The 17,709-nt window shown below is 76.8% G+C and carries 12 protein-coding genes; 6 read left to right on the top strand and 6 right to left on the bottom strand.

The window, feature by feature from the left end; translation table 11 throughout:
* Positions 1 to 10 precede the first annotated feature (10 nt).
* From OO57_RS29535 to OO57_RS29555, 5 genes are all read right to left on the bottom strand, one after another.
* Positions 11 to 451: an SRPBCC family protein gene (locus OO57_RS29535; protein ID WP_051778399.1), complete on the bottom strand. Its 441-nt coding sequence runs from the start codon at positions 449 to 451 to the stop codon at positions 11 to 13.
* Complete coding sequence (locus OO57_RS29540; RefSeq protein WP_033255767.1) at positions 430 to 2,112, bottom strand: phytoene desaturase family protein; 1,683 nt, start codon at positions 2,110 to 2,112, stop codon at positions 430 to 432. The genes OO57_RS29535 and OO57_RS29540 overlap by 22 nt, the downstream gene beginning before the upstream one ends.
* A 75-nt stretch (positions 2,113 to 2,187) precedes the next feature.
* Positions 2,188 to 4,641, bottom strand: a complete 2,454-nt coding sequence (locus OO57_RS29545; RefSeq protein ID WP_081974052.1) for a SpoIIE family protein phosphatase — start codon at positions 4,639 to 4,641, stop codon at positions 2,188 to 2,190.
* A 47-nt stretch (positions 4,642 to 4,688) separates the two neighbouring features.
* Complete coding sequence (locus tag OO57_RS29550; protein WP_033255768.1) at positions 4,689 to 8,963, bottom strand: HAMP domain-containing protein; 4,275 nt, start codon at positions 8,961 to 8,963, stop codon at positions 4,689 to 4,691.
* A gap of 190 nt (positions 8,964 to 9,153) precedes the next feature.
* On the bottom strand, positions 9,154 to 13,170 hold the full coding sequence (locus tag OO57_RS29555; protein ID WP_418909920.1) for a SpoIIE family protein phosphatase: 4,017 nt from the start codon (positions 13,168 to 13,170) through the stop codon (positions 9,154 to 9,156).
* 129 nt (positions 13,171 to 13,299) lie between these two features.
* Between OO57_RS29555 and OO57_RS39935 the strand changes: the two genes are divergently transcribed.
* From OO57_RS39935 to OO57_RS29575, 4 genes are all read left to right on the top strand, one after another.
* On the top strand, positions 13,300 to 13,653 hold the full coding sequence (locus OO57_RS39935) for an STAS domain-containing protein (protein ID WP_051778400.1): 354 nt from the start codon (positions 13,300 to 13,302) through the stop codon (positions 13,651 to 13,653).
* A 115-nt stretch (positions 13,654 to 13,768) separates the two neighbouring features.
* Positions 13,769 to 14,233, top strand: coding sequence for an ATP-binding protein (locus OO57_RS29565; protein WP_051778401.1), 465 nt, complete (start codon positions 13,769 to 13,771; stop codon positions 14,231 to 14,233).
* 61 nt (positions 14,234 to 14,294) lie between these two features.
* Entirely contained in the window at positions 14,295 to 14,735 is a 441-nt protein-coding gene (locus OO57_RS29570; RefSeq protein WP_033255769.1) for a VOC family protein, read from the top strand.
* A 55-nt stretch (positions 14,736 to 14,790) separates the two neighbouring features.
* Positions 14,791 to 14,973, top strand: a complete 183-nt coding sequence (locus tag OO57_RS29575) for a hypothetical protein (RefSeq protein WP_033255770.1) — start codon at positions 14,791 to 14,793, stop codon at positions 14,971 to 14,973.
* Positions 14,974 to 15,005: 32 nt separating this feature from the next.
* Here OO57_RS29575 and OO57_RS29580 read toward each other — a convergent pair whose 3' ends face one another.
* Positions 15,006 to 16,262 carry an FAD-dependent oxidoreductase gene (locus tag OO57_RS29580; protein ID WP_033255771.1) on the bottom strand — a complete coding sequence of 419 codons (1,257 nt, stop codon included), beginning with the start codon at positions 16,260 to 16,262 and terminating at the stop codon, positions 15,006 to 15,008.
* A gap of 120 nt (positions 16,263 to 16,382) precedes the next feature.
* On the opposite strand from OO57_RS29580, the gene OO57_RS29585 reads away from it, so the two are divergent.
* Entirely contained in the window at positions 16,383 to 17,243 is an 861-nt protein-coding gene (locus tag OO57_RS29585; protein ID WP_033255772.1) for an oxygenase MpaB family protein, read from the top strand.
* An 89-nt stretch (positions 17,244 to 17,332) separates the two neighbouring features.
* Positions 17,333 to 17,506 (top strand): CsbD family protein, encoded by a 174-nt coding sequence (locus OO57_RS29590; RefSeq protein ID WP_033255773.1) that lies wholly within the window; start codon positions 17,333 to 17,335, stop codon positions 17,504 to 17,506.
* The last annotated feature ends 203 nt before the right edge of the window (positions 17,507 to 17,709 follow it).

Consider the following 17,709-nt stretch of genomic DNA (forward strand, 5'->3'; position numbering starts at 1 on the left):
GGCCGGGCGGCTAGCCGGGGGAGGGGCGGACGGCGTTGCGGGCGAGGTTGGCCAGCAGGCGGCGGTTGCGCAGGTGCAGGAGCAGCTCGGTCAGCGGGCTCTCCAGCCGGGCGCCGATCCCGCGCAGCGGGTGCTCGTCGAGCAGCAGCAGGGTGTGGCCGCCCCACGGGACGAGCGAGAAGGCGATCCGGGCGGTGCCCAGCGGGGACGCCGCGGCCTCCAGTTCGAGGCGGCGGCCGGGTTCGCAGATCCGGACGACGCAGGTGTCCTCCAGGGTGGCCGGCCCGACGCCGACCCGGAACCTGAGCCGGGCGCCGACCGCGGGCCAGTGCTCGTCCGCGTCCAGCACGTCCTGCGTCCCGACCACCCACTGCGCGTAGCTCCGGGCGTTCGCCAGGACGTCCCAGACCTGCTCGGGCGGGCAGCCGATCAGGCGTTGTCGCTGTGCCATGAGGGTCCGTTCCCTTCGGACGGGGCGGACCGGCGGTGCGGCCCGCCCCGGGTGGCGGAGCCGCCCACCGGCAGGAAGCGGGCCGGGGAGCGGCGGTGGGCGTTCAGCGCGGCGCGGGCGGCGTTGGCGCCGCACGCCCCGTGCACGCCGCCGCCCGGGTGGGCGGAGGCGGAGGCCAGGTAGAGCCGGGCGACCGGGGTGCGGGGCCCGGCGGTGCCCGGGGTCGGACGCAGGAACAGCTGCTGGTGCGGGGCCGCGGTGCCGCCGTTGAGGGCACCGCCGACCAGGTTGTCGTCCAGCGCGCGCAGCACCGGCGGGGTGAGCACCCGGCGGGCGGCGACCAGGTCGCGGAAGCCGGGGGCGAACCGCTCCACCTGCCGCTCGATCCGGTCGGCGACCGCCTCCCCCTCGCGCTCGTCCCACCGGCCGGTGACGCCGTCCGGGCCGAGGTCCGCGGTGATCCGCTGCGGGACGTGCGTGTAGGCCCAGGCCGACTCGGTGCCGCGGGGCGAGCGGGACGGGTCGGCCACCGTCATCTGCCCGAACAGGGCGAACGGACGGGCGGGCAGCCGCCCGGTGAGGACCTGGTGGGCATAGTCGCCGAGCTCGTCCAGGTCGGCGCCCAGGTGCACCGTCCCGGCCCGGCGGGCGAGGGGCGCGGTCCAGGGCACCGGCCCGCGCAGCGCCCAGTCGACCTTGACGGTGCCGAAGTCCCACTGGAAGCGGCCCACGTCCCGGCGCAGCGCCCCGGGCAGGTGCTCCCAGCCGACCAGGCCGCCGTACAGGGCCGTCGCGGCGGTGTCCGCCAGGACGGCCCGCCGGGCCCGGTGGCGGCAGCCGTCCGCGGTGCGCACGCCCAGCGCCGTCCCGTTGCGGACCAGCACCTCCCGCACCGGCTGCCCGCAGCGCACCTCCCCGCCCCGGGACTCCAGGCGGCGCACCAGCGCGGCGGTCAGGGCGGACGCCCCGCCGACCGGCACCGGCCAGCCGTGCCGCCGCCCCAGCATCGCCATCAGCCAGCCGAACGCGGCACTGCCCGCCGCCTCCGGCAGCAGGTCGGCGTGCAGGGCGCAGCCGGCCAGCAGCAGCCCCGGCGCGTCGCCCGCGAACTCCTCCTCGGCGAGGCGCCGCACCGGCAGCGCCAGGAAGCGCGCCAGGTCGACCAGCCCCGCCGTGCGCAGCCGGGCCGCGATCGCCGCCCCCGCCCGCACCGGCGGGAACGGCGTCAGCAGGGCGTTCACCAGGTGCGGCTCCAGCTCGTCCCAGCGGTCGGCCAGCCGCTGCCAGGCCCGGGCGTCGGGCCCGCCGAACATCCGCTCCAGCCGCTCCGCGTCCGCCCCGTCGGTGCCGTCGCCGTCCCGGTACAGCCCGGCGCAGCGGCCGTCCGGCAGCGGGTGCGCCACCACCAGCGGGGCGCGGCTCCACCGCAGCCCGAACGCGCCGAGCCCCAGCCCCCGGATCGCCGGGGAGGCGACGGCCAGCGGGTGGAAGGAACTGAACAGGTCGGAGACGAACTCCGGGTCCACGCCCCGGTCGCTGCGCACCGCCCCGCCCGGGTCGGGCTGCGCCTCCAGCACCAGGACGTGCCAGCCCGCGTCCGCGAGCAGGTTGGCCGCGACCAGCCCGTTCGGACCGGACCCGATCACGATCGCGTCAGCCATGCCGCCCTCCTCGGAGCCTCGTCGGCCCCGCGCCTGCCCGGCCGGCCGCGGCGCACACCTCCGGGAGCGGACCGCCTACCGCACCTCGATGCCGACCAGGCAGGTGTCGTCGTCGGTGTCGGCGCCGCTGAAGCGCAGCAGGTGGTCCAGGTGGGCTTCGAGCGCGGTGGCGCCCGCCCGGGGCGCGGCCTCGGACAGGGACACCAGGTTGGCGAGCGAGGCCTGCAGGCCCTGGTCGCGGCGCTCGATCAGCCCGTCGGTGTACATCACGATCCGGTCGCCCGGCCGCAGCTCGACCTCGCTCTCCTGGTAGTCGGCCTGGCCGATCACGCCCAGCAGGATGCCGTCCACCTGCGGCAGGCACTCCGCGCTGCCGCCGCGCAGCAGCACCGGCGGCAGGTGCCCGGCCCGGGCCCAGCGCAGCAGGCGGCGCCCCGGGTCGTACAGGCCGCAGACCGCGGTCGCGGTGACGTTGTCGGTCAGGTGGTGCGTGACGCTGTTCAGCCAGGCCAGCAGCTGGGCCGGACCGGCCCCGGTGGCCGCCAGGCCGCGCAGCGCGTTGCGCAGCGCGACCATCCCGGTGGCGGCCTCGATGCCGTGCCCGGCGACGTCGCCGACGCACACCAGCACCTGCCCGGACGGCAGCGGCAGCGCGTCGTACCAGTCGCCGCCGACCAGGTGGTCCTTCTCGGCGGGGCGGTAGCGCACCGCGACGTCCAGGTTGTCCAGCGCCAGCGGACCGGCGCTGGGCGGCATGATGGCGTGCTGCAACTGCCGCACCAGCCGGTGCCGTTCGGCGGCCTGCTGCTCGGTCTGCGCCAACTGGTCGCGGGTCGCGGCGAGCGCGACCTCCGTCCAGTGCTGCGCCGAGATGTCCTGGTAGGCGCCGCGGACGGCGCTCAGCCGCTCCGACGGGTCGTGCACCGGCTCGGCCACCACCCGGATGTGCCGGGTCACGCCGTCCGCGCGCTGCAGCCGGAAGGCCGTGGACGCCGGACGCCGGTGGTGCAGCAGGGTGCGCAGGAACCGGTCGACGGCGTCGCGGTCGTCCGGGTGGGCGTGCTCGGCCAGCTGGTCCAGCGCGATCGGCCGCGCGGTGGCGGGCAGGCCGTACAGCTCGAACAGGGTGTCGTTCCAGACCACCTGGCGGGAGCCCAGGTCCTCCTCGAAGCCGCCGATCCGGCCCAGCCGCTGCGCGTGGTGCAGCAGGCGGGCGATCTTCGGCGTGCTGTCGGCCAGCCGCCACAGCACGGCCACGTGGTCGCCGTGCCGACTGACGGACACGTACGCGTCCGCGGTCAGCAGCACCCCGTCGACCAGGGCGGCCAGCCCCATCCGCGGGTCCCGGAACGGCTCCCCGGTCGCGTGGACGTCCTCCACCGCCCCCAGCAGGCCGCCCACCCGCGCGGCCAGCGGGTACGCCTCCAGCAGCGGCGAGCCGACCAGGGCGGCGGTCGGGCGGCCCGCGAAGTCCACGAACGCCGGATTGGCGTGCCGGATCACGAACTGGGGCGGGAAGGCGTCGTCGACGGGCTCCAGCACCATGCACGGGTCGAGCAGCCCGTCGACCAGCCGGGCCAGCTCGTCCAGCGGCCCGGACACCGGGGCCCCGTCCGGGACGTCCTCGCTCCAGGTCTCCAGGGTGGCCGCGCACAGCCCGGCCAGCGCCTCGAACTGCCGCTGCAGCGACTGCGAGCGCTCCGGCGGCTCCCCGGGCCAGCACACCTCCAGCACGCCGGTCAGCCGGCCGCCGACCCCGGCCGGGACGGCGATCCGCCCGCCGCCCGTCTCGTACCGGCCGATCGACGGGACGGCCGCCTCGGCCGGGGTGCGGTACTCCACCGTCGCCCGCTCGTCCAGGGCCCGGCGGGCCGCGGTGACCACCCCGGGCGGCACGTGGCGCCACCGGCGGGCCTCCGCGTCGGTGAAGCCCGCGCTGCCCGCCAGCGCCAGCGACAGGTCCGGCCGGGCCGCCCAGATCGCCACCGCGACCGCGCCCAGCGGGCGCAGCGCGTGCTCCAGCATCGCCCGGGCCGCCGCCGCCGCGTCGGTGCCGCTCAGCGCGTCCGCCTCGGTGTTGCGCAGCCGCACGCCCACGCCCGGGTCGCCCGGGTCCGCCGCGCGGGCCACGAACTCCTGGGCCGCCTCGGAGATCTTGTCCGCGGCGGCCTGGTTGACCAGCCCGGCGGCCAGCTCCAGCGGGGTGGAACCGGCCTGCTCCGCCAGCAGCTGCAACTGCTTGGCGGCCTCGGTCGGCCCGCAGCGCAGCCGCTCCACCAGGACGCCCACCGCCATCTCCACCACCGAGCGGCCCGCGGCGTGCGCCTGCGCCTCGTCGAGCTGGCGGCGCAGCCGGTCCACCGTCCCGGCCAGCCGCCCCAGGGCGCCGTTGACCACGGCGCCGTCCGTCGGCCCGTCCGGCGCCGCGTCGGCGGGTCCGGCGGCGGGCCGCTGGGCGCCGATCAGCCCGGTGGGGCCCGGCGGGATCGACAGCTCCTGGCCGGGGTGCGGCTCCCGGGACTGGTGCACGGCGGTGGCTCCTGCGGTGGTGGGGGACGGGACGGGCGGCCGGGCGGTCACCGGGCGAGCTGGGCCTCGATCCGGCTGACCAGCTGGCCCGCGTCGACCGGCTTGGTGACGTAGTCGCTGGCCCCGGCGGCGAGGCTCTTCTCCCGGTCGCCGACCATCGCCTTGGCGGTCACCGCGATGATCGGCAGCGCCGCGTGCTGCGGCATCGCCCGGATCGCCGCGGTGGCGGTGTAGCCGTCCATCTCGGGCATCATCACGTCCATCAGGATCACGTCGACGCCCGGGTTGGCGGCCAGCGTCTCCAGCGCCGCCCGGCCGTTCTCGGCCTGCAGCACCCGCATGCCGTGCAGTTCGAGGATGCCCGTGATGGCGTACAGGTTGCGGTCGTCGTCGTCGACGACCAGCACCAGGCGGCCGTTCAGGGCGGAGCTCCCGGCCTCCCACGGGTCGTCCTGCGGGAGCCCGCGGACCAGCGGCACGTCCTGCGGACGGTCGGCGCCCATGTGCAGGGCGATGCGCTCGCGCAGCTCGTCCAGGCTGGAGATCACCTCCAGCGGGCGGGCCCCGGAGCGGGAGAGCGCGTCGGCGTCGCCCGGCGTCCCGCGGTTGCTGTGGACCAGCACCGGCACGCCCTGCAGCGCCGGGTCGCGGTCCATCTCGCGCAGCAGCGCGGGGGCCGCACCCTCGGGCAGGTCGAGGTCCAGCACCACGCAGTGCGGGGCAGCGGAGGCCAGGACGGCCGCGGCCTCCGCCGCGCCGACCGCGGTGACCACCTCGGTGCGGCGCCGGGCCTCCCCGGGCCCGGCCGGGCCGACCGGCTCGGCGGTGGCGTTCTCGGCGACCAGCGACAGCAGGCCGCCCTGGCGCTCCTCGACGACCAGCAGGCGGCGCGGCCGGGACGGCGCCGCGCCCTCCTCGGCGCCCTGGAACGGCCCGTCGGCGCCGGCCGCCCGCTCCTCGCCCGCCGCGTCCCGCGGCTCGGCCTCCAGCGCGAGGAACTCCGGCCGGGTGACCGGCAGGAACAGCGTGAAGGTGCTGCCGCTGCCCAGCACGCTCTCGGCGGTGATCGCGCCGCCCAGCAGGTAGGCGATCTCCCGGCTGATCGACAGGCCCAGGCCGGTGCCGCCGTACTTGCGGCTGGTGGTGCCGTCCGCCTGCTGGAACGCCCCGAAGACGCTCTCCAGGTGCTGCGGCGCGATGCCGATGCCGCTGTCGGAGACCTGGAAGGCCAGCACCGGCCCGCCGCGCCGCACCCCCTCGGGGACCCGGTCCTCCGGGGCGAGCCCGATCCGCAGCTCGACCCGGCCCCGCTCGGTGAACTTCACCGCGTTGGACAGCAGGTTCCGCAGCACCTGGCGCAGCCGGTAGTCGTCGGTGACGAGCTGCTCGGGCACGTCCGCGGCGGTGCGGACGGTGAAGGCCAGGCCCTTCTGGCCGGTCAGCGGCTTGAAGGTGGCCTCGGCGTACTCCAGCAGGCTGCGCAGCGACACCGGCTCCGGGTTGAGGTCCATCTTCCCCGCCTCGACCTTCGACAGGTCGAGGATGTCGTTGATCAGCTGCAGCAGGTCCGACCCGGCCGAGTGGATGATGCCCGCGTACTCGACCTGCTTGGCGGTCAGGTTCCGGGTGGGGTTCTGGGCGAGCAGCTGGGCCAGGATCAGCAGGCTGTTCAGCGGGGTGCGCAGCTCGTGGCTCATGTTGGCCAGGAACTCCGACTTGTACGTGGAGGCCAGCGAGAGCTGGTGCGCGCGCTCCTCCAGCTCCTGCCGGGCCTGCTCGATCTCCAGGTTCTTGGTCTCGATGTCCCGGTTCTGCGCGGCCAGCAGGGCGGCCTTCTCCTCCAACTCCGCGTTGGACTCCTGGAGTTCCTCCTGCCGGGCCTGCAACTCCTGCGAGCGGGCCTGGAGTTCGGCGGTCAGCCGCTGCGACTCGCCCAGCAGCTCGTCGGTGCGGGCGTTGGCGACGATCGTGTTCAGGTTGACGCCGACGGTCTCCATCAGCTGGTCCAGGAAGGCCCGGTGGACGGCGGCGTACGGCCGGACCGAGGCCAGCTCGATCACGCCGAGCACCTGGTCCTCGACCACGATCGGGACGACCAGCAGCGACAGCTCCTCGGTGCGGCCGAGCCCGGAGGACGCCGCCAGGTAGCCGGCCGGGAGGGCGTCGACGGCGATGGTGCGGCGGCTGCGGGCGGCCTGCCCGACGAAGGACTCGCCCAGCCGGAAGCTGGCCGGCCGCTCGCCGTCCGGGTACGCGTACGAGCCGATCAGCCGCAGCACCGTGCCGCCGTCGGCCTCCTCGGCGAGGTAGAACGCGCCGACCTGGGCGCCCACCAGCGGGGTGAGCTCGTCCATCACCGCCTCGGCGACCACGGCCAGGTCGCGGCGGCCCTGCAGCAGGCCGGAGAAGCGGGCCAGGTTGGTCTTCAGCCAGTCCTGCTCCTCGTTGGCGCGGGTGGTCTCGCGCAGCGAGCCGACCATCGCGTTGACGTTGTCCTTGAGGTCGGCGACCTCGCCGGAGGCGTCCACGGTGACCGAGCGGGTCAGGTCGCCCGCCGCGACGGCGCTGGCCACCTCGGCGATCGCCCGGACCTGCCGGGTGAGGTTCCCGGCCAGCTCGTTGACGTTCTCGGTCAGCCGCTTCCAGGTGCCGGAGACGCCCTCGACCTCGGCCTGCCCGCCCAGCCGCCCCTCGCTGCCGACCTCGCGGGCCACGCGCGTCACCTCGGCGGCGAACGAGCCGAGCTGCTCGACCATGGTGTTGATGGTGGTCTTCAGCTCCAGGATCTCGCCGCGCGCGTCGACGTCGATCTTGCGGGTCAGGTCGCCGTTGGCGACCGCGGTGGTGACCTGCGCGATGTTGCGGACCTGCGAGGTCAGGTTGTGCGCCATGAAGTTGACGTTGTCGGTGAGGTCCTTCCAGGTGCCCGCGACGTTCGGCACCCGGGCCTGGCCGCCGAGGATGCCCTCGGTGCCGACCTCGCGGGCGACCCGGGTCACCTCGTCGGCGAACGCCGACAGGGTGTCCACCATCGTGTTGATCACCCCGGCCAGCGCGGCGACCTCGCCCTCCGCCTCGACGGTGATCTTCTGGCTGAGGTCGCCGCGGGCCACCGCCGTGGCGACCTGGGCGATCGAGCGGACCTGGCCGGTCAGGTTGGACGCCATCACGTTGACGTTGTCGGTCAGGTCCTTCCAGGTGCCCGACACGCCCCGGACGGTGGCCTGCCCGCCCAGGTTGCCCGCCGTGCCGACCTCGCGGGCGACGCGGGTCACCTCGTCGGCGAACGCCGAGAGCTGGTCGACCATCGTGTTGATGGTCTCCTTCAGCTCCAGGATCTCGCCCCGGGCGTCCACCCGGATCTTCTGCGTCAGGTCGCCGCGGGCCACCGCCGTGGTGACCTGCGCGATCGCCCGGACCTGCGCGGTCAGGTTGTCGGCCATCACGTTCACCGACTCGGTCAGGTCGCGCCAGGTGCCCGACACGTCCCGGACGTCGGCCTGCCCGCCGAGCCGGCCCTCGGTGCCGACCTCGCGGGCGACGCGGGTCACCTCGCCCGCGAAGGAGCTCAGCTGGTCGACCATCGTGTTGATGGTGTCCTTCAGCTCCAGGATCTCGCCCCGGGCGTCGACCTGGATCTTCTGCGACAGGTCGCCCTCGGCCACCGCGGTCGCCACCTGCGCGATCGCCCGGACCTGGCCGGTCAGGTTGCCCGCCATCGAGTTGACGCTGTCGGTCAGGTCGCGCCACGTCCCCGAGACGCCCTGCACGTCGGCCTGGCCGCCGAGGATGCCCTCGGTGCCGACCTCGCGGGCGACGCGGGTCACCTCGCCCGCGAAGGAGCTCAGCTGGTCGACCATCGTGTTGACGGTGTCCTTCAGCTCCAGGATCTCGCCCCGGGCGTCCACCGTGACCTTCTGCGACAGGTCGCCCTTGGCGACGGCGGTCGCCACCTGCGCGATGTCGCGCACCTGGGTGGTGAGGTTGCCCGCCATCGCGTTGACCGAGTCGGTCAGGTCCGCCCAGGAGCCGGACACCCCGGGGACGACCGCCTGACCGCCCAGCTGCCCCTCGGTGCCCACCTCGCGGGCCACCCGGGTCACCTCGGAGGTGAACCGCGACAGCTGGTCCACCATGCCGTTGAACACGGTCGCGATCTCGCCCAGCAGCCCGCCCGCGTCCCCGGCCAGTTCGGTGCCGAAGTCGCCGTCGCGCACCGCGGTCAGCCCGGCCAGCAGCAGCCGGAGCTCGGCCTCGCCGATCTCCGAGCGGTCGGTCGCCTCCTCCGGACGGGAGTCCTGCGACGTCGTCGAGCCAGCCATCGAAAGCTCAGCCTCCTCGGCCCTGCCCGGCAGGATCGGCCGGACAGCGCCTGACACGCTCCGCCGTCGGGCGGAGCAACCGATCGAGCGCACGAGCCCTGGAAACCGTCCGAGCGCAGTTCCCCGGGGCCCCGGGCGAGGCTACCCCAGCCTCGGTGAACGGCGGAAAACCCGCAGGTGGAAGGGTGCCTCAGGAGGGGAGGGCGGCCTCCGCCACCACCGGGTCGCCGCCCCCGACGGGCAGCACGGTGACGCGCAGGCGGTCGGCGGTGGCCGTGGCGGACAGCCGCAGGGTGCCGCCGGGCGCCGCGGCCAGCGCCCCCGCGAACGCCTCCCCGCCGACGGCCGCCGCCGCCCGGGCCGCCCCGGCCGGGAGGCCGCACCCGGCCAGCCAGCCGCGCAGCGCCGACCGGACGGCCGCCGACTCCTCCGGCCGGGCGGGCCGGGACAGCTCCAGCCGGCCCGGCTGCCGGTAGAGCAGCACCGCCACGTCGTCCTCGTAGCCGTCGGCGGGCGCCATCCGCGCCATCACGTGGTCCGGCAGGTCGGCGGTCGGCAGGTGCGCGCCCGACGCCACCGCGCGGGCCGCCGCCGCGATGCCCTCGGACAGGCTGCCGCGCCGCCGCTCCACCAGCCCGTCCGTGTACAGCAGCAGCGTGGAGCGGCCCGGCAGCACCACGACGGCCTCCGGCCGCGGCCGCCCCGTCCGGACCGCCAGCGGCAGCGAACGGCCCCCCTCCAGCAGGACGGCGCCGCCGTCCGCCCGGACCAGCACGCCCGGCGGGTGCCCGGCGCTGGAGTGCCGCAGCTCGCCGGTGGCCGGGTCCAGGACGCCGCAGAAGACGGTGGTGCAGACCGCCCCCGGGACGGTGGCGGCGAAGACGTCCAGCGCGGCCAGCGTCCGGGCCGGGCTCGGGTCCTGGAGCAGCAGCGCCCGGCAGGCGCTGCGCAGCTGGCCCATCACGCTGGCCGCGGCCAGGCCCCGCCCCACGCAGTCGCCGACGATGATGCCCGTCCGGCCGTCCGGCAGCGGCACCGTGTCGTACCAGTCGCCGCCCACCTGCAGCGGCGGGGTGGCCGGCTCGTAGCGGACCGCGAAACCCTCCGGCAGCCGGTCCGGGCCCAGGATGGCGTGCTGCAGGGCGAGGGCCGTCTCGCGCTGCTGGTCGATCCGGTGGGCCCGGGCCAGCCCCTGGGCGAGCCGGCCGCCCAGCAGCGCGAGCAGCAGCTCGTCCTCCCGGGTGAAGGGCCGCTGCTCGCCCAGCTCCACCGCCAGGACCAGCGGCCCGGCCCGGTGCTCCAGCCGGACGCCCGTCCCGGCCGGGCCCGCCACCGGGGTGAGGGCGGGCCCGGCGGCCAGCTCCGCCAGGTGGCGCTCCGCCCCCGGCGGCAGCGCGGGGGAGGGGCCGGTGACGGTGAGCCGGGGCGGGGCGCCGGCGTCCGCCGGGTCGAAGCGGGCCGCCACCACCCGGCGGGCCCGCCACAGCCCGCGCAGCTCGTCCAGCGCGCAGGCCAGCGCCTCCTCGACGTCGGCCGCCCGGGCCAGGCAGTCGGCGAGCGAGGCCAGCGCGCTCTCCCGCTGCACGGCGTAGTACTCGGCGGTCACGTCCCGGAAGGTGCCGACGGTGACGGTGCGCCCGGTCAGCGGGTCCGGGACGCGGTTGAAGGTGGAGTGCGCCCACACCCGGTGCCCGTCCCGGTGGGTGGCGGGCACGGTGGCGCTGCCGCGGTCGCCCGCCAGCGCCCCGGCGAGGGCGTCGGCGGACTGCTGCCGGGCGTCCGGGTCCGCCTCCCGGTCCGCCCACCACGGGTGCGGCGGGGCGTACGGCAGCCCCTCGGGGCCGTACCCGAGCAGGTCCGTGAAGGCCGCGTTGATCCGGACCACCGCGCCCTCCTCGTCGCAGACGAAGAAGGCGTCCTGCAGCGAGTCGACCAGCGCCTCGCTCCACCGGGTGTGCCGCTCGCGCAGCCGCGCCAGCCGCAGCGCCGACCGCACCCGGGCCAGCAGGTCCGCCGCGGCGAACGGCTTGACCAGGTAGTCGTCCGCGCCCGACTCGAAACCGTCGATCGCGTCGTCCCGCCCGGCCCGCGCCGACAGCAGCAGCACCGGCAGGACGGCGGTGCGCGGATCCGCGCGCAGCGCCGCGACCAGCTGCAGGCCGTCCGTGCCCGGCATCATCACGTCGCTGATCACCAGGTCGGGCGCGGCCGAGCGGACGGCGGCCAGCGCCCGGGCGGCGTCGCCCACCGCGGTGACCCGGTGGCCCGCGCCGCCCAGGACCCGGGCCAGGTAGGCGCGCATGTCGGCGTTGTCGTCGACGACCAGGACGTGCGCGGGCCCGCCGTCGTCGGCCTCCGCCGCGGAGGCCGCGGAGGCCGCGGAGGCGGCGGAGGTCACGGGGGCGGCGGGCGCGGTCGGCCGGTCCGCGGCTTCCCAGCGGGCGGCCTCCTGGAGGAAGGACTCGGCGCCGTCGGCCGGGTCGCGGCGGGCCGGCGCCGCGGGGAGGACGGCCCCCGGGGCCAGCGGCAGGTCCACGGTGAACGCGGTGCCCCGCTCCGGGACGGACTCGGCGGTGACCGTCCCGCCGTGCAGCTCGACCAGATCCTTGACCAGGGCCAGGCCGATGCCGCTGCCCTCGTGAGAGCGCGCCCGGCCGCCCTCCACCCGGTGGAAGCGGTCGAACAGGTGCGGCAGCTCCCCGGCGGGCACCCCCACCCCGGTGTCCGCCACGGTGACCTCGGCCCGCCCGTCCCGCTCGCGCACCCGCACCCGGATCGCGCCCTCGAAGGTGAACTTCAGGGCGTTGCCGAGCAGGTTGAAGACCACCTTCTCCCACAGGCCCGGATCCAGCAGCACCGGGGCGCCCAGCGGCGCGCAGTCCACCTCCAGGGCCAGCCCGGCGCGCTGCACGGCCGAGCGGAACACCGAGGCCAGCCCGGCGGTCAGCCGCGCCAGGTCGACCGGCTCCGGGCGGGCCCGCATCCGGCCCGCCTCGATCCGGGAGAAGTCCAGCAGCGTGTTGACCAGCCGCTCCAGCCGCAGCGCGTTGCGCCGGACGGTCTCCACGTCCGCGCGGACGTCCGGGTCGGCGTTCCCCCCGGCGTCCGCGAACCGCTGTTGCAGGGCCTCGGCCGGCCCCGCGATCAGCGTCAGCGGCGTGCGGAACTCGTGGCTGATGTTGGAGAAGAACGCGGTCTTCGCCCGGTCCAGCTCCGCCAGCTGCTCGGCCCGCCGCTGCTGCGCCTCGTGGCTGCGCGCGCTCGCGACGCCCGCCGCCAACCGGCCCGCCACCAGGTCGACGAAGCCGAGCTGGGCGTCGTCCAGCGGCCGGTACCGGTTGAGGCCGGCCACCAGGAACCCGCTCGGCCCGTCCTCGCCCGGCCCGTCCAGCGGCACCACCCGGGCCTGCCGCGGCGGCTCCTCCCACGCCCCGCACGGCAGCTCCGCGAACGGGCCGCCCGCCAGCAGCGGCGTCGACGCCTCCCCGCCGCGCGCCGCCGCGACCGGCCACGGGCCCGGCCCGTCGGGCCCGACCCGGGCGGGCGCCGCCGGGTGACCGGCGGGCACGCCGGAGGAGGCGGCCAGCCGGGCACCGCCGTCCTCCTCGAACAGGTACGTCAGGGTGAACGGCAGGTCGTACGGGTTGCGGGCGAGCTGCCCGGCGGCGAAGGCGAGGAACTCCTCCTCCGTGCGCACCGTCCCCGGGGCGGAGCCCAGGTCGCGCAGCGTCGCCATCCGGCGCTCCGCGACCACCCGCTGGGTGTCCTCGCTGACCACGCACAGCACGCCCACCACCTCGTCGGCCTCGTCGCGCAGCGGGCTGTACGAGAAGGTGTGGTACGTCTCCTCCGGGAACCCGGAGCGCCGCAGCCACAGCAGCAGCGCCTCGTCCCAGGTCGCCTCGCCCGCGGCCAGCACGTGCTCGATCCGCGGCCCGGCCTCCTCCCAGACCTCCGCCCACACCTCCCGGAACGGGCGGCCCAGCGCCCACGGGTACTTGCCGCCCAGCGTGTCGCGCCGGTACGCGCCGTTGCAGAAGAAGGTCAGCTCCGGGCCCCAGGCCATCCACATCGAGAAGCGCGAGGACAGCACCAGGTCCACCGCCGAGCGCAGGCTCTGCGGCCACCGCGCCGGATCGCCCAGCGGCGTGGCCGCCCAGTCGACCCGCGCCAGGTCGGCGCCCACCACCGGATCGGCACCGAACACCCCCCGCGCCCGCTCCCGTTCCCGCGCCACCGGGCTCCCTCCTCCGACTCCTCCGACCCGACCCGGCACCGCCGGACGCGGCGCCACCGCCACACACATTGTGCCGGGAACGGCCCCGGCCCCGGACGGATGCCCGCTCCCCGCCGCGGCAACCACCCCGCCCCGCCCCCGCCCTGCCCCGCCCCCGCCCTGCCCACGGTCGACGAGGCCGTCGCCCGCAGCACCGGCACCCTCGTCCTGGACGTCTCGGCGGTCACCTTCGCCGACTCCTCCACCCTGCGGACGCTGGTCCTGGCGCAGCAGCGGATGGAGGCGGCGGACGGCGCGCTGGTCCTGCTCGGACCGCTCGGGCCCGCGCTCCGGCGGCTGCTGGAGATCACCGCGACCGACGGCTACTTCACCGTCGCCGACAGCCTGCCGCTGGCCCTGGCGGCGGCCGGGGAACTCCTGCGCCGCGACCCGCACGCCACCGGGACCGGCTGACCCGGAGCCCGCCCGCGCCGCATCATCCGCCCCTGCCGGGGCAAAAGCACTTCGATCCCTCGCCCGGCCTCAGCGGCCGGCACGAACGGTGCCGTAGACGATTCGAGGTCGTTCCATGTCCCACGACGACGCCCTGCCGCTCACCCCGGAGGCCGCCGTCCCCGAAGGCCGGCCGCCCGAGCCCGCGCGGCCGCCCGAGCCGGTGCGACTGCCCGAACCGGTACGGACGGCGGGCCAGGCCCGCAGCGCCCTCGCCCGGCTGCTGGACGCGGCCGGGCACCCCGGCGGCCGGGTGCTGGCCGACGCGCAGCTCGCGGTCACCGAACTCGTCGCCAACGCGCTGCGCCACGGCGGCGGCCTGACCTGCTTCGACGCCCGCCTCGGCGCCTGCGGCACCGAACTGGTCGTCGACGTCGAGGACGGCGACGACCGCCACCCCGTCGCCCAGCGGCTGCACGACCGCGACCCCGCCACCGCCGGGGGCCGCGGCTGGGCCATCGTCCAGGCCCTCGCCGCGACCTGCCAGGTCGTCCCGCTGCCCGCGGGCGGCAAGCGCATCCGGGTGACCTTCGCGCTGTGACCCCCGGCCGGGCGGCTACCGTGGCGGTGGACCGACGCCCGCCGCACGGAGGAGGACCGGCATGGCGGTCAAACGGATGGACAACGTCCTGGTGGTGGTCGACGACCTCGACGCCGCCGTCGCCTTCTTCGTCGAACTCGGCCTGGAGCTGGAGGGCCGCGGCCCGCTCGAATGGAGCGGCGCCGAACGCGTCATCGGGCTCCGCGACGTCCGGCAGGACGTGGCGATGCTGCGCGTCCCGGGCGGCCACGGCCGGGTGGAGCTGGCGAAGTTCCACCGGCCCCGCGCCCTCGCCCCCGAACCGCGGGACGCCCCGGCGAACACGCTGGGCCTGCGCCGGATGATGTTCGCCGTCGACGACCTCGACGACGTGCTGGAACGGCTGCGGGCCCGCGGCGCCGAACTCGTCGACGAGATCGTCCGCTACGGGGACGTCTACCGGCTCTGCTACGTCCGCGGCCCCGAGGGCCTCGTCGTCGGGCTCGCCGAGGAACTCGGCTGAGCGGGCACCGGAAAATCGGAGGATTCGATCGGTGACGGCAGGTCAGACTGGGCCCGTGGACACTGATCGCCGCCCGCTGTGGCAGCCCTTCTCCGAGACCGCCACCCACCGGCCGCTGCGCCCCCGCGACGGGCAGCGGCCCGCGCCGGTCGACGCCTCGCCCTTCCTCGAACCCGGCCCGGCGGCCGCCCGCGGGCCCGAGGCGCCCCGCCCCGGCGCCGGGCGCCCCGCCGACTGACCGGGCCCGGCCCGGCCCGGTCCTCCGTCCGCTCAGCCGCCCGGCCGGGCGCCCCGCCCGGCCGCCAGGTCGGCCAGCACCTCGCGGGCCGCCCGCGCCCCCGACGCCAGCGCGCCCTGCACCGAACCGGTCGCCCGGTGGTCGCCGCACACGTACCGGCCCGGTGCCCACCGGCTGCGGCGGGTCAGCGGGTGCGGGGCGGGCATCGCGGGCAGCGCGCCGGGGATCCGGTACGCGGCCAGCGGCTCCCAGTCCGAGGTGTCGCAGCCGTACAGCTCCGCCAGCCGCAGCCGCACCGCAGGCTCCTCGGCGGCCGTGCCGAGCACCGAGGTCGACACCAGCGACCGCCCCGGCGGGGCGCAGCCCGGCACCACCTCCGACAGCACCACCGAGTTCAGCAGCCGCCGGTCGCCGTCCACCAGCAGCGTCGGTCCGGCCAGCGGGCTGCGCTCCGCCGCGTGGTAGAAGGTCGTCACCGCGCGGGTCGGCGGCACCGGGAGACCGGGCAGCAGCGCCGCGGCCGCCGCGGGCTCGGCGGCCACCACCACGCAGCGCGCCGCGAGCTCCCGGCCGTCCGCCAGCAGCACCCCGCCCCGGTGCACCGCGGCCACCGGGGCGTCCAGCTCCAGCACCCCCGGGGGCAGCAGCGCGGCCAGCGCCGCCGGGACCGCCCCGATGCCCGCCGCCGGGAGCGTCAGCGTCCCCCGGACCATGCTGCGCCAGTACAGGTGGAACACCCGGGCGGAGGTGGCCAGTTCGTCCTCCAGGAAGACCCCGGCCAGGAACGGGCGCAGCACCCCGTCGACGGTCGTCCGCGAGACGCCCGCCCCGCGCAGCGCCGCCGCCGTCGGCACGTCGCGCCCACGCCGCAGGACCGCGGCGGGCAGCAGGGCGTCCCGCACGGTCAGCGCGCCGAGCACCGCCGCGTCCCGGGCCGGGACCACCCGCCCGCGCAGCAGGTCGCCCGCCAGGTCCGGGCGGCGCAGCGGGTCGACCACCCGGCGGGGCCCGGCCCGGCCCGCCAGCACGAAGCCCGGCGTGAACGGGTGCAGGCGCAGCGGGCGCAGGTCCAGTCGGCGCCGCACCTGCGGGTAGGAGGTGTTGAAGACCTGGAAGCCCCGGTCCAGCCGGAAGCCGTCGCGCACGTCGGTGCGCATCCGCCCGCCCACCGCGTCCGAGGCCTCCAGCAGCCGCACCCGCCACCCGGCCGCCGCGACGTCCAGCGCGCAGGCCAGCCCCGCCGCCCCGGCGCCCACCACCGCCACGTCCACCGCACCGCTCGCGTCCACCGCGCTCCTCCCGTCCTCGACGCCCGCCCCGACGGCGGGGCGGCCCGTACCGATTCGGAGCCGACCCGGCGGACGGATGGGGCCGCCCGGCCGCCCGGGGCACGGACTACCGTGGAGGGCATGGACGCGGAACGGGCGGGCCCGCGGGAACGGCTCGGCGCGGCCCTGTTCGCCAAGGTGGCCGGGCCGGAGGGCCCCGCCGTCCGGCAGCGCATCCACGGCACCCCGGGGCCGCGCCGGTTCGGCCCGGAACGGCCGATCCGGCGGGTGCACGGCGACGCCGCGATGTTCGTCGGCGGCCTCGCCGCGCTGCTGGTCCAGTCGCTGCACCCGTCGGCCATGGCGGCGGTCGCCGCGCACTCCGGCTACCGCAGCGACCCCTGGGGCAGGCTCCAGCGCACCAGCACCTTCCTCGCCGTCACCACCTTCGGCACCGAGCAGGACGCCCGGGCCGCCGTGGAGCGCGTCCGCGCCGTGCACGCCCGGATCCGCGGCGCCACGGCCGCCGGAGTCCCCTACCGGGCCGACGACCCGCACCTGCTGGCCTGGGTGCACGCGGCGGAGACCGACAGCTTCCTGCGCGCCCACCAGGCGTACGGGGCCGCGCCGCTCGACGCGGCGGGCTGCGACGGCTACGTGGCCGACACCGCGGAGGTCGCCGCCGACCTCGGCGTCGAGCGGCCGCCCCGCAGCCGCGCGGAGCTCGACGCGGTGCTCCGCGCCTACCGGCCCGAGCTCGCCAGGACGGCCGAGGCCCGCGAGGCTGCCCGCTTCCTGCTGCTCCACCCGCCGCTGCCGTGGGCCGTCCGCCCCGTCTACGGCGCGCTGGCGGCCGCCGCCGCGGGCCTGCCCGCCCCCGAGCACCGCGCCCTGCTGGGCCTGCCGGCCGACCGGCTGAGCGCCGCCGCGGCCCGCCCGCTCGGCCTGGCCGTGGTGCGGGCGATCCGGTGGGCGATGCCGGTGCCGCGGGAGCGGGCCTGACCGGGCGGGCCCGAAGAGGGGGAATGTTTCCGGACAACCCGGGCATACGGAACTGCGTCAGTGACGGAACGACCGGTCGGGAGGCCACGATGAGCACGGGTGACAAGATCCAGAACGCCGGGGACAAGGTCAAGGGCACCGCCAAGGAGGCCGCGGGCAAGGCGGTCGGCAACGAGCGGCTGCAGGCCGAGGGCAAGGCCGACAAGGCCAAGGGCGACGTCAAGCAGGCCGGCGAGAAGGTCAAGGACGCCTTCAAGGACTGAGCCGCCCGCCCAGCCGGAGGGGCCCGGACCGTCCGTACGGATGCTGTTGGTGAATTGCGACTGATCGACTGCGGTCGGTGATGCCGGTCTCCGAGACTTGTCTCGGAGACCGGCGTTCGTTGTTGTGGGGGTGTGTAGTGCGGGTGGCGCGGGCTGCCTTCCCGAAGGGGAGTCTGGCGATCCGTATCCGGGACGAACTGGGG

It is taken from the genome of Kitasatospora phosalacinea, assembly GCF_000717185.1.
GTDB lineage: Bacteria > Actinomycetota > Actinomycetes > Streptomycetales > Streptomycetaceae > Kitasatospora > Kitasatospora phosalacinea_A.

Bases quoted from the DNA above. Each gene is read 5' to 3' on its own strand.
- OO57_RS29585 (WP_033255772.1), top strand. From the start codon at position 16,383: ATGGACGCGGAACGGGCGGGCCCGCGGGAACGGCTCGGCGCGGCCCTG.
- OO57_RS29550 (WP_033255768.1), bottom strand. From the start codon at position 8,963: ATGGCTGGCTCGACGACGTCGCAGGACTCCCGTCCGGAGGAGGCGACC.
- OO57_RS29590 (WP_033255773.1), top strand. From the start codon at position 17,333: ATGAGCACGGGTGACAAGATCCAGAACGCCGGGGACAAGGTCAAGGGC.
- OO57_RS29540 (WP_033255767.1), bottom strand. From the start codon at position 2,112: ATGGCTGACGCGATCGTGATCGGGTCCGGTCCGAACGGGCTGGTCGCG.
- OO57_RS29535 (WP_051778399.1), bottom strand. From the start codon at position 451: ATGGCACAGCGACAACGCCTGATCGGCTGCCCGCCCGAGCAGGTCTGG.
- OO57_RS29565 (WP_051778401.1), top strand. From the start codon at position 13,769: ATGTCCCACGACGACGCCCTGCCGCTCACCCCGGAGGCCGCCGTCCCC.
- OO57_RS39935 (WP_051778400.1), top strand. From the start codon at position 13,300: ATGCCCGCTCCCCGCCGCGGCAACCACCCCGCCCCGCCCCCGCCCTGC.
- OO57_RS29570 (WP_033255769.1), top strand. From the start codon at position 14,295: ATGGCGGTCAAACGGATGGACAACGTCCTGGTGGTGGTCGACGACCTC.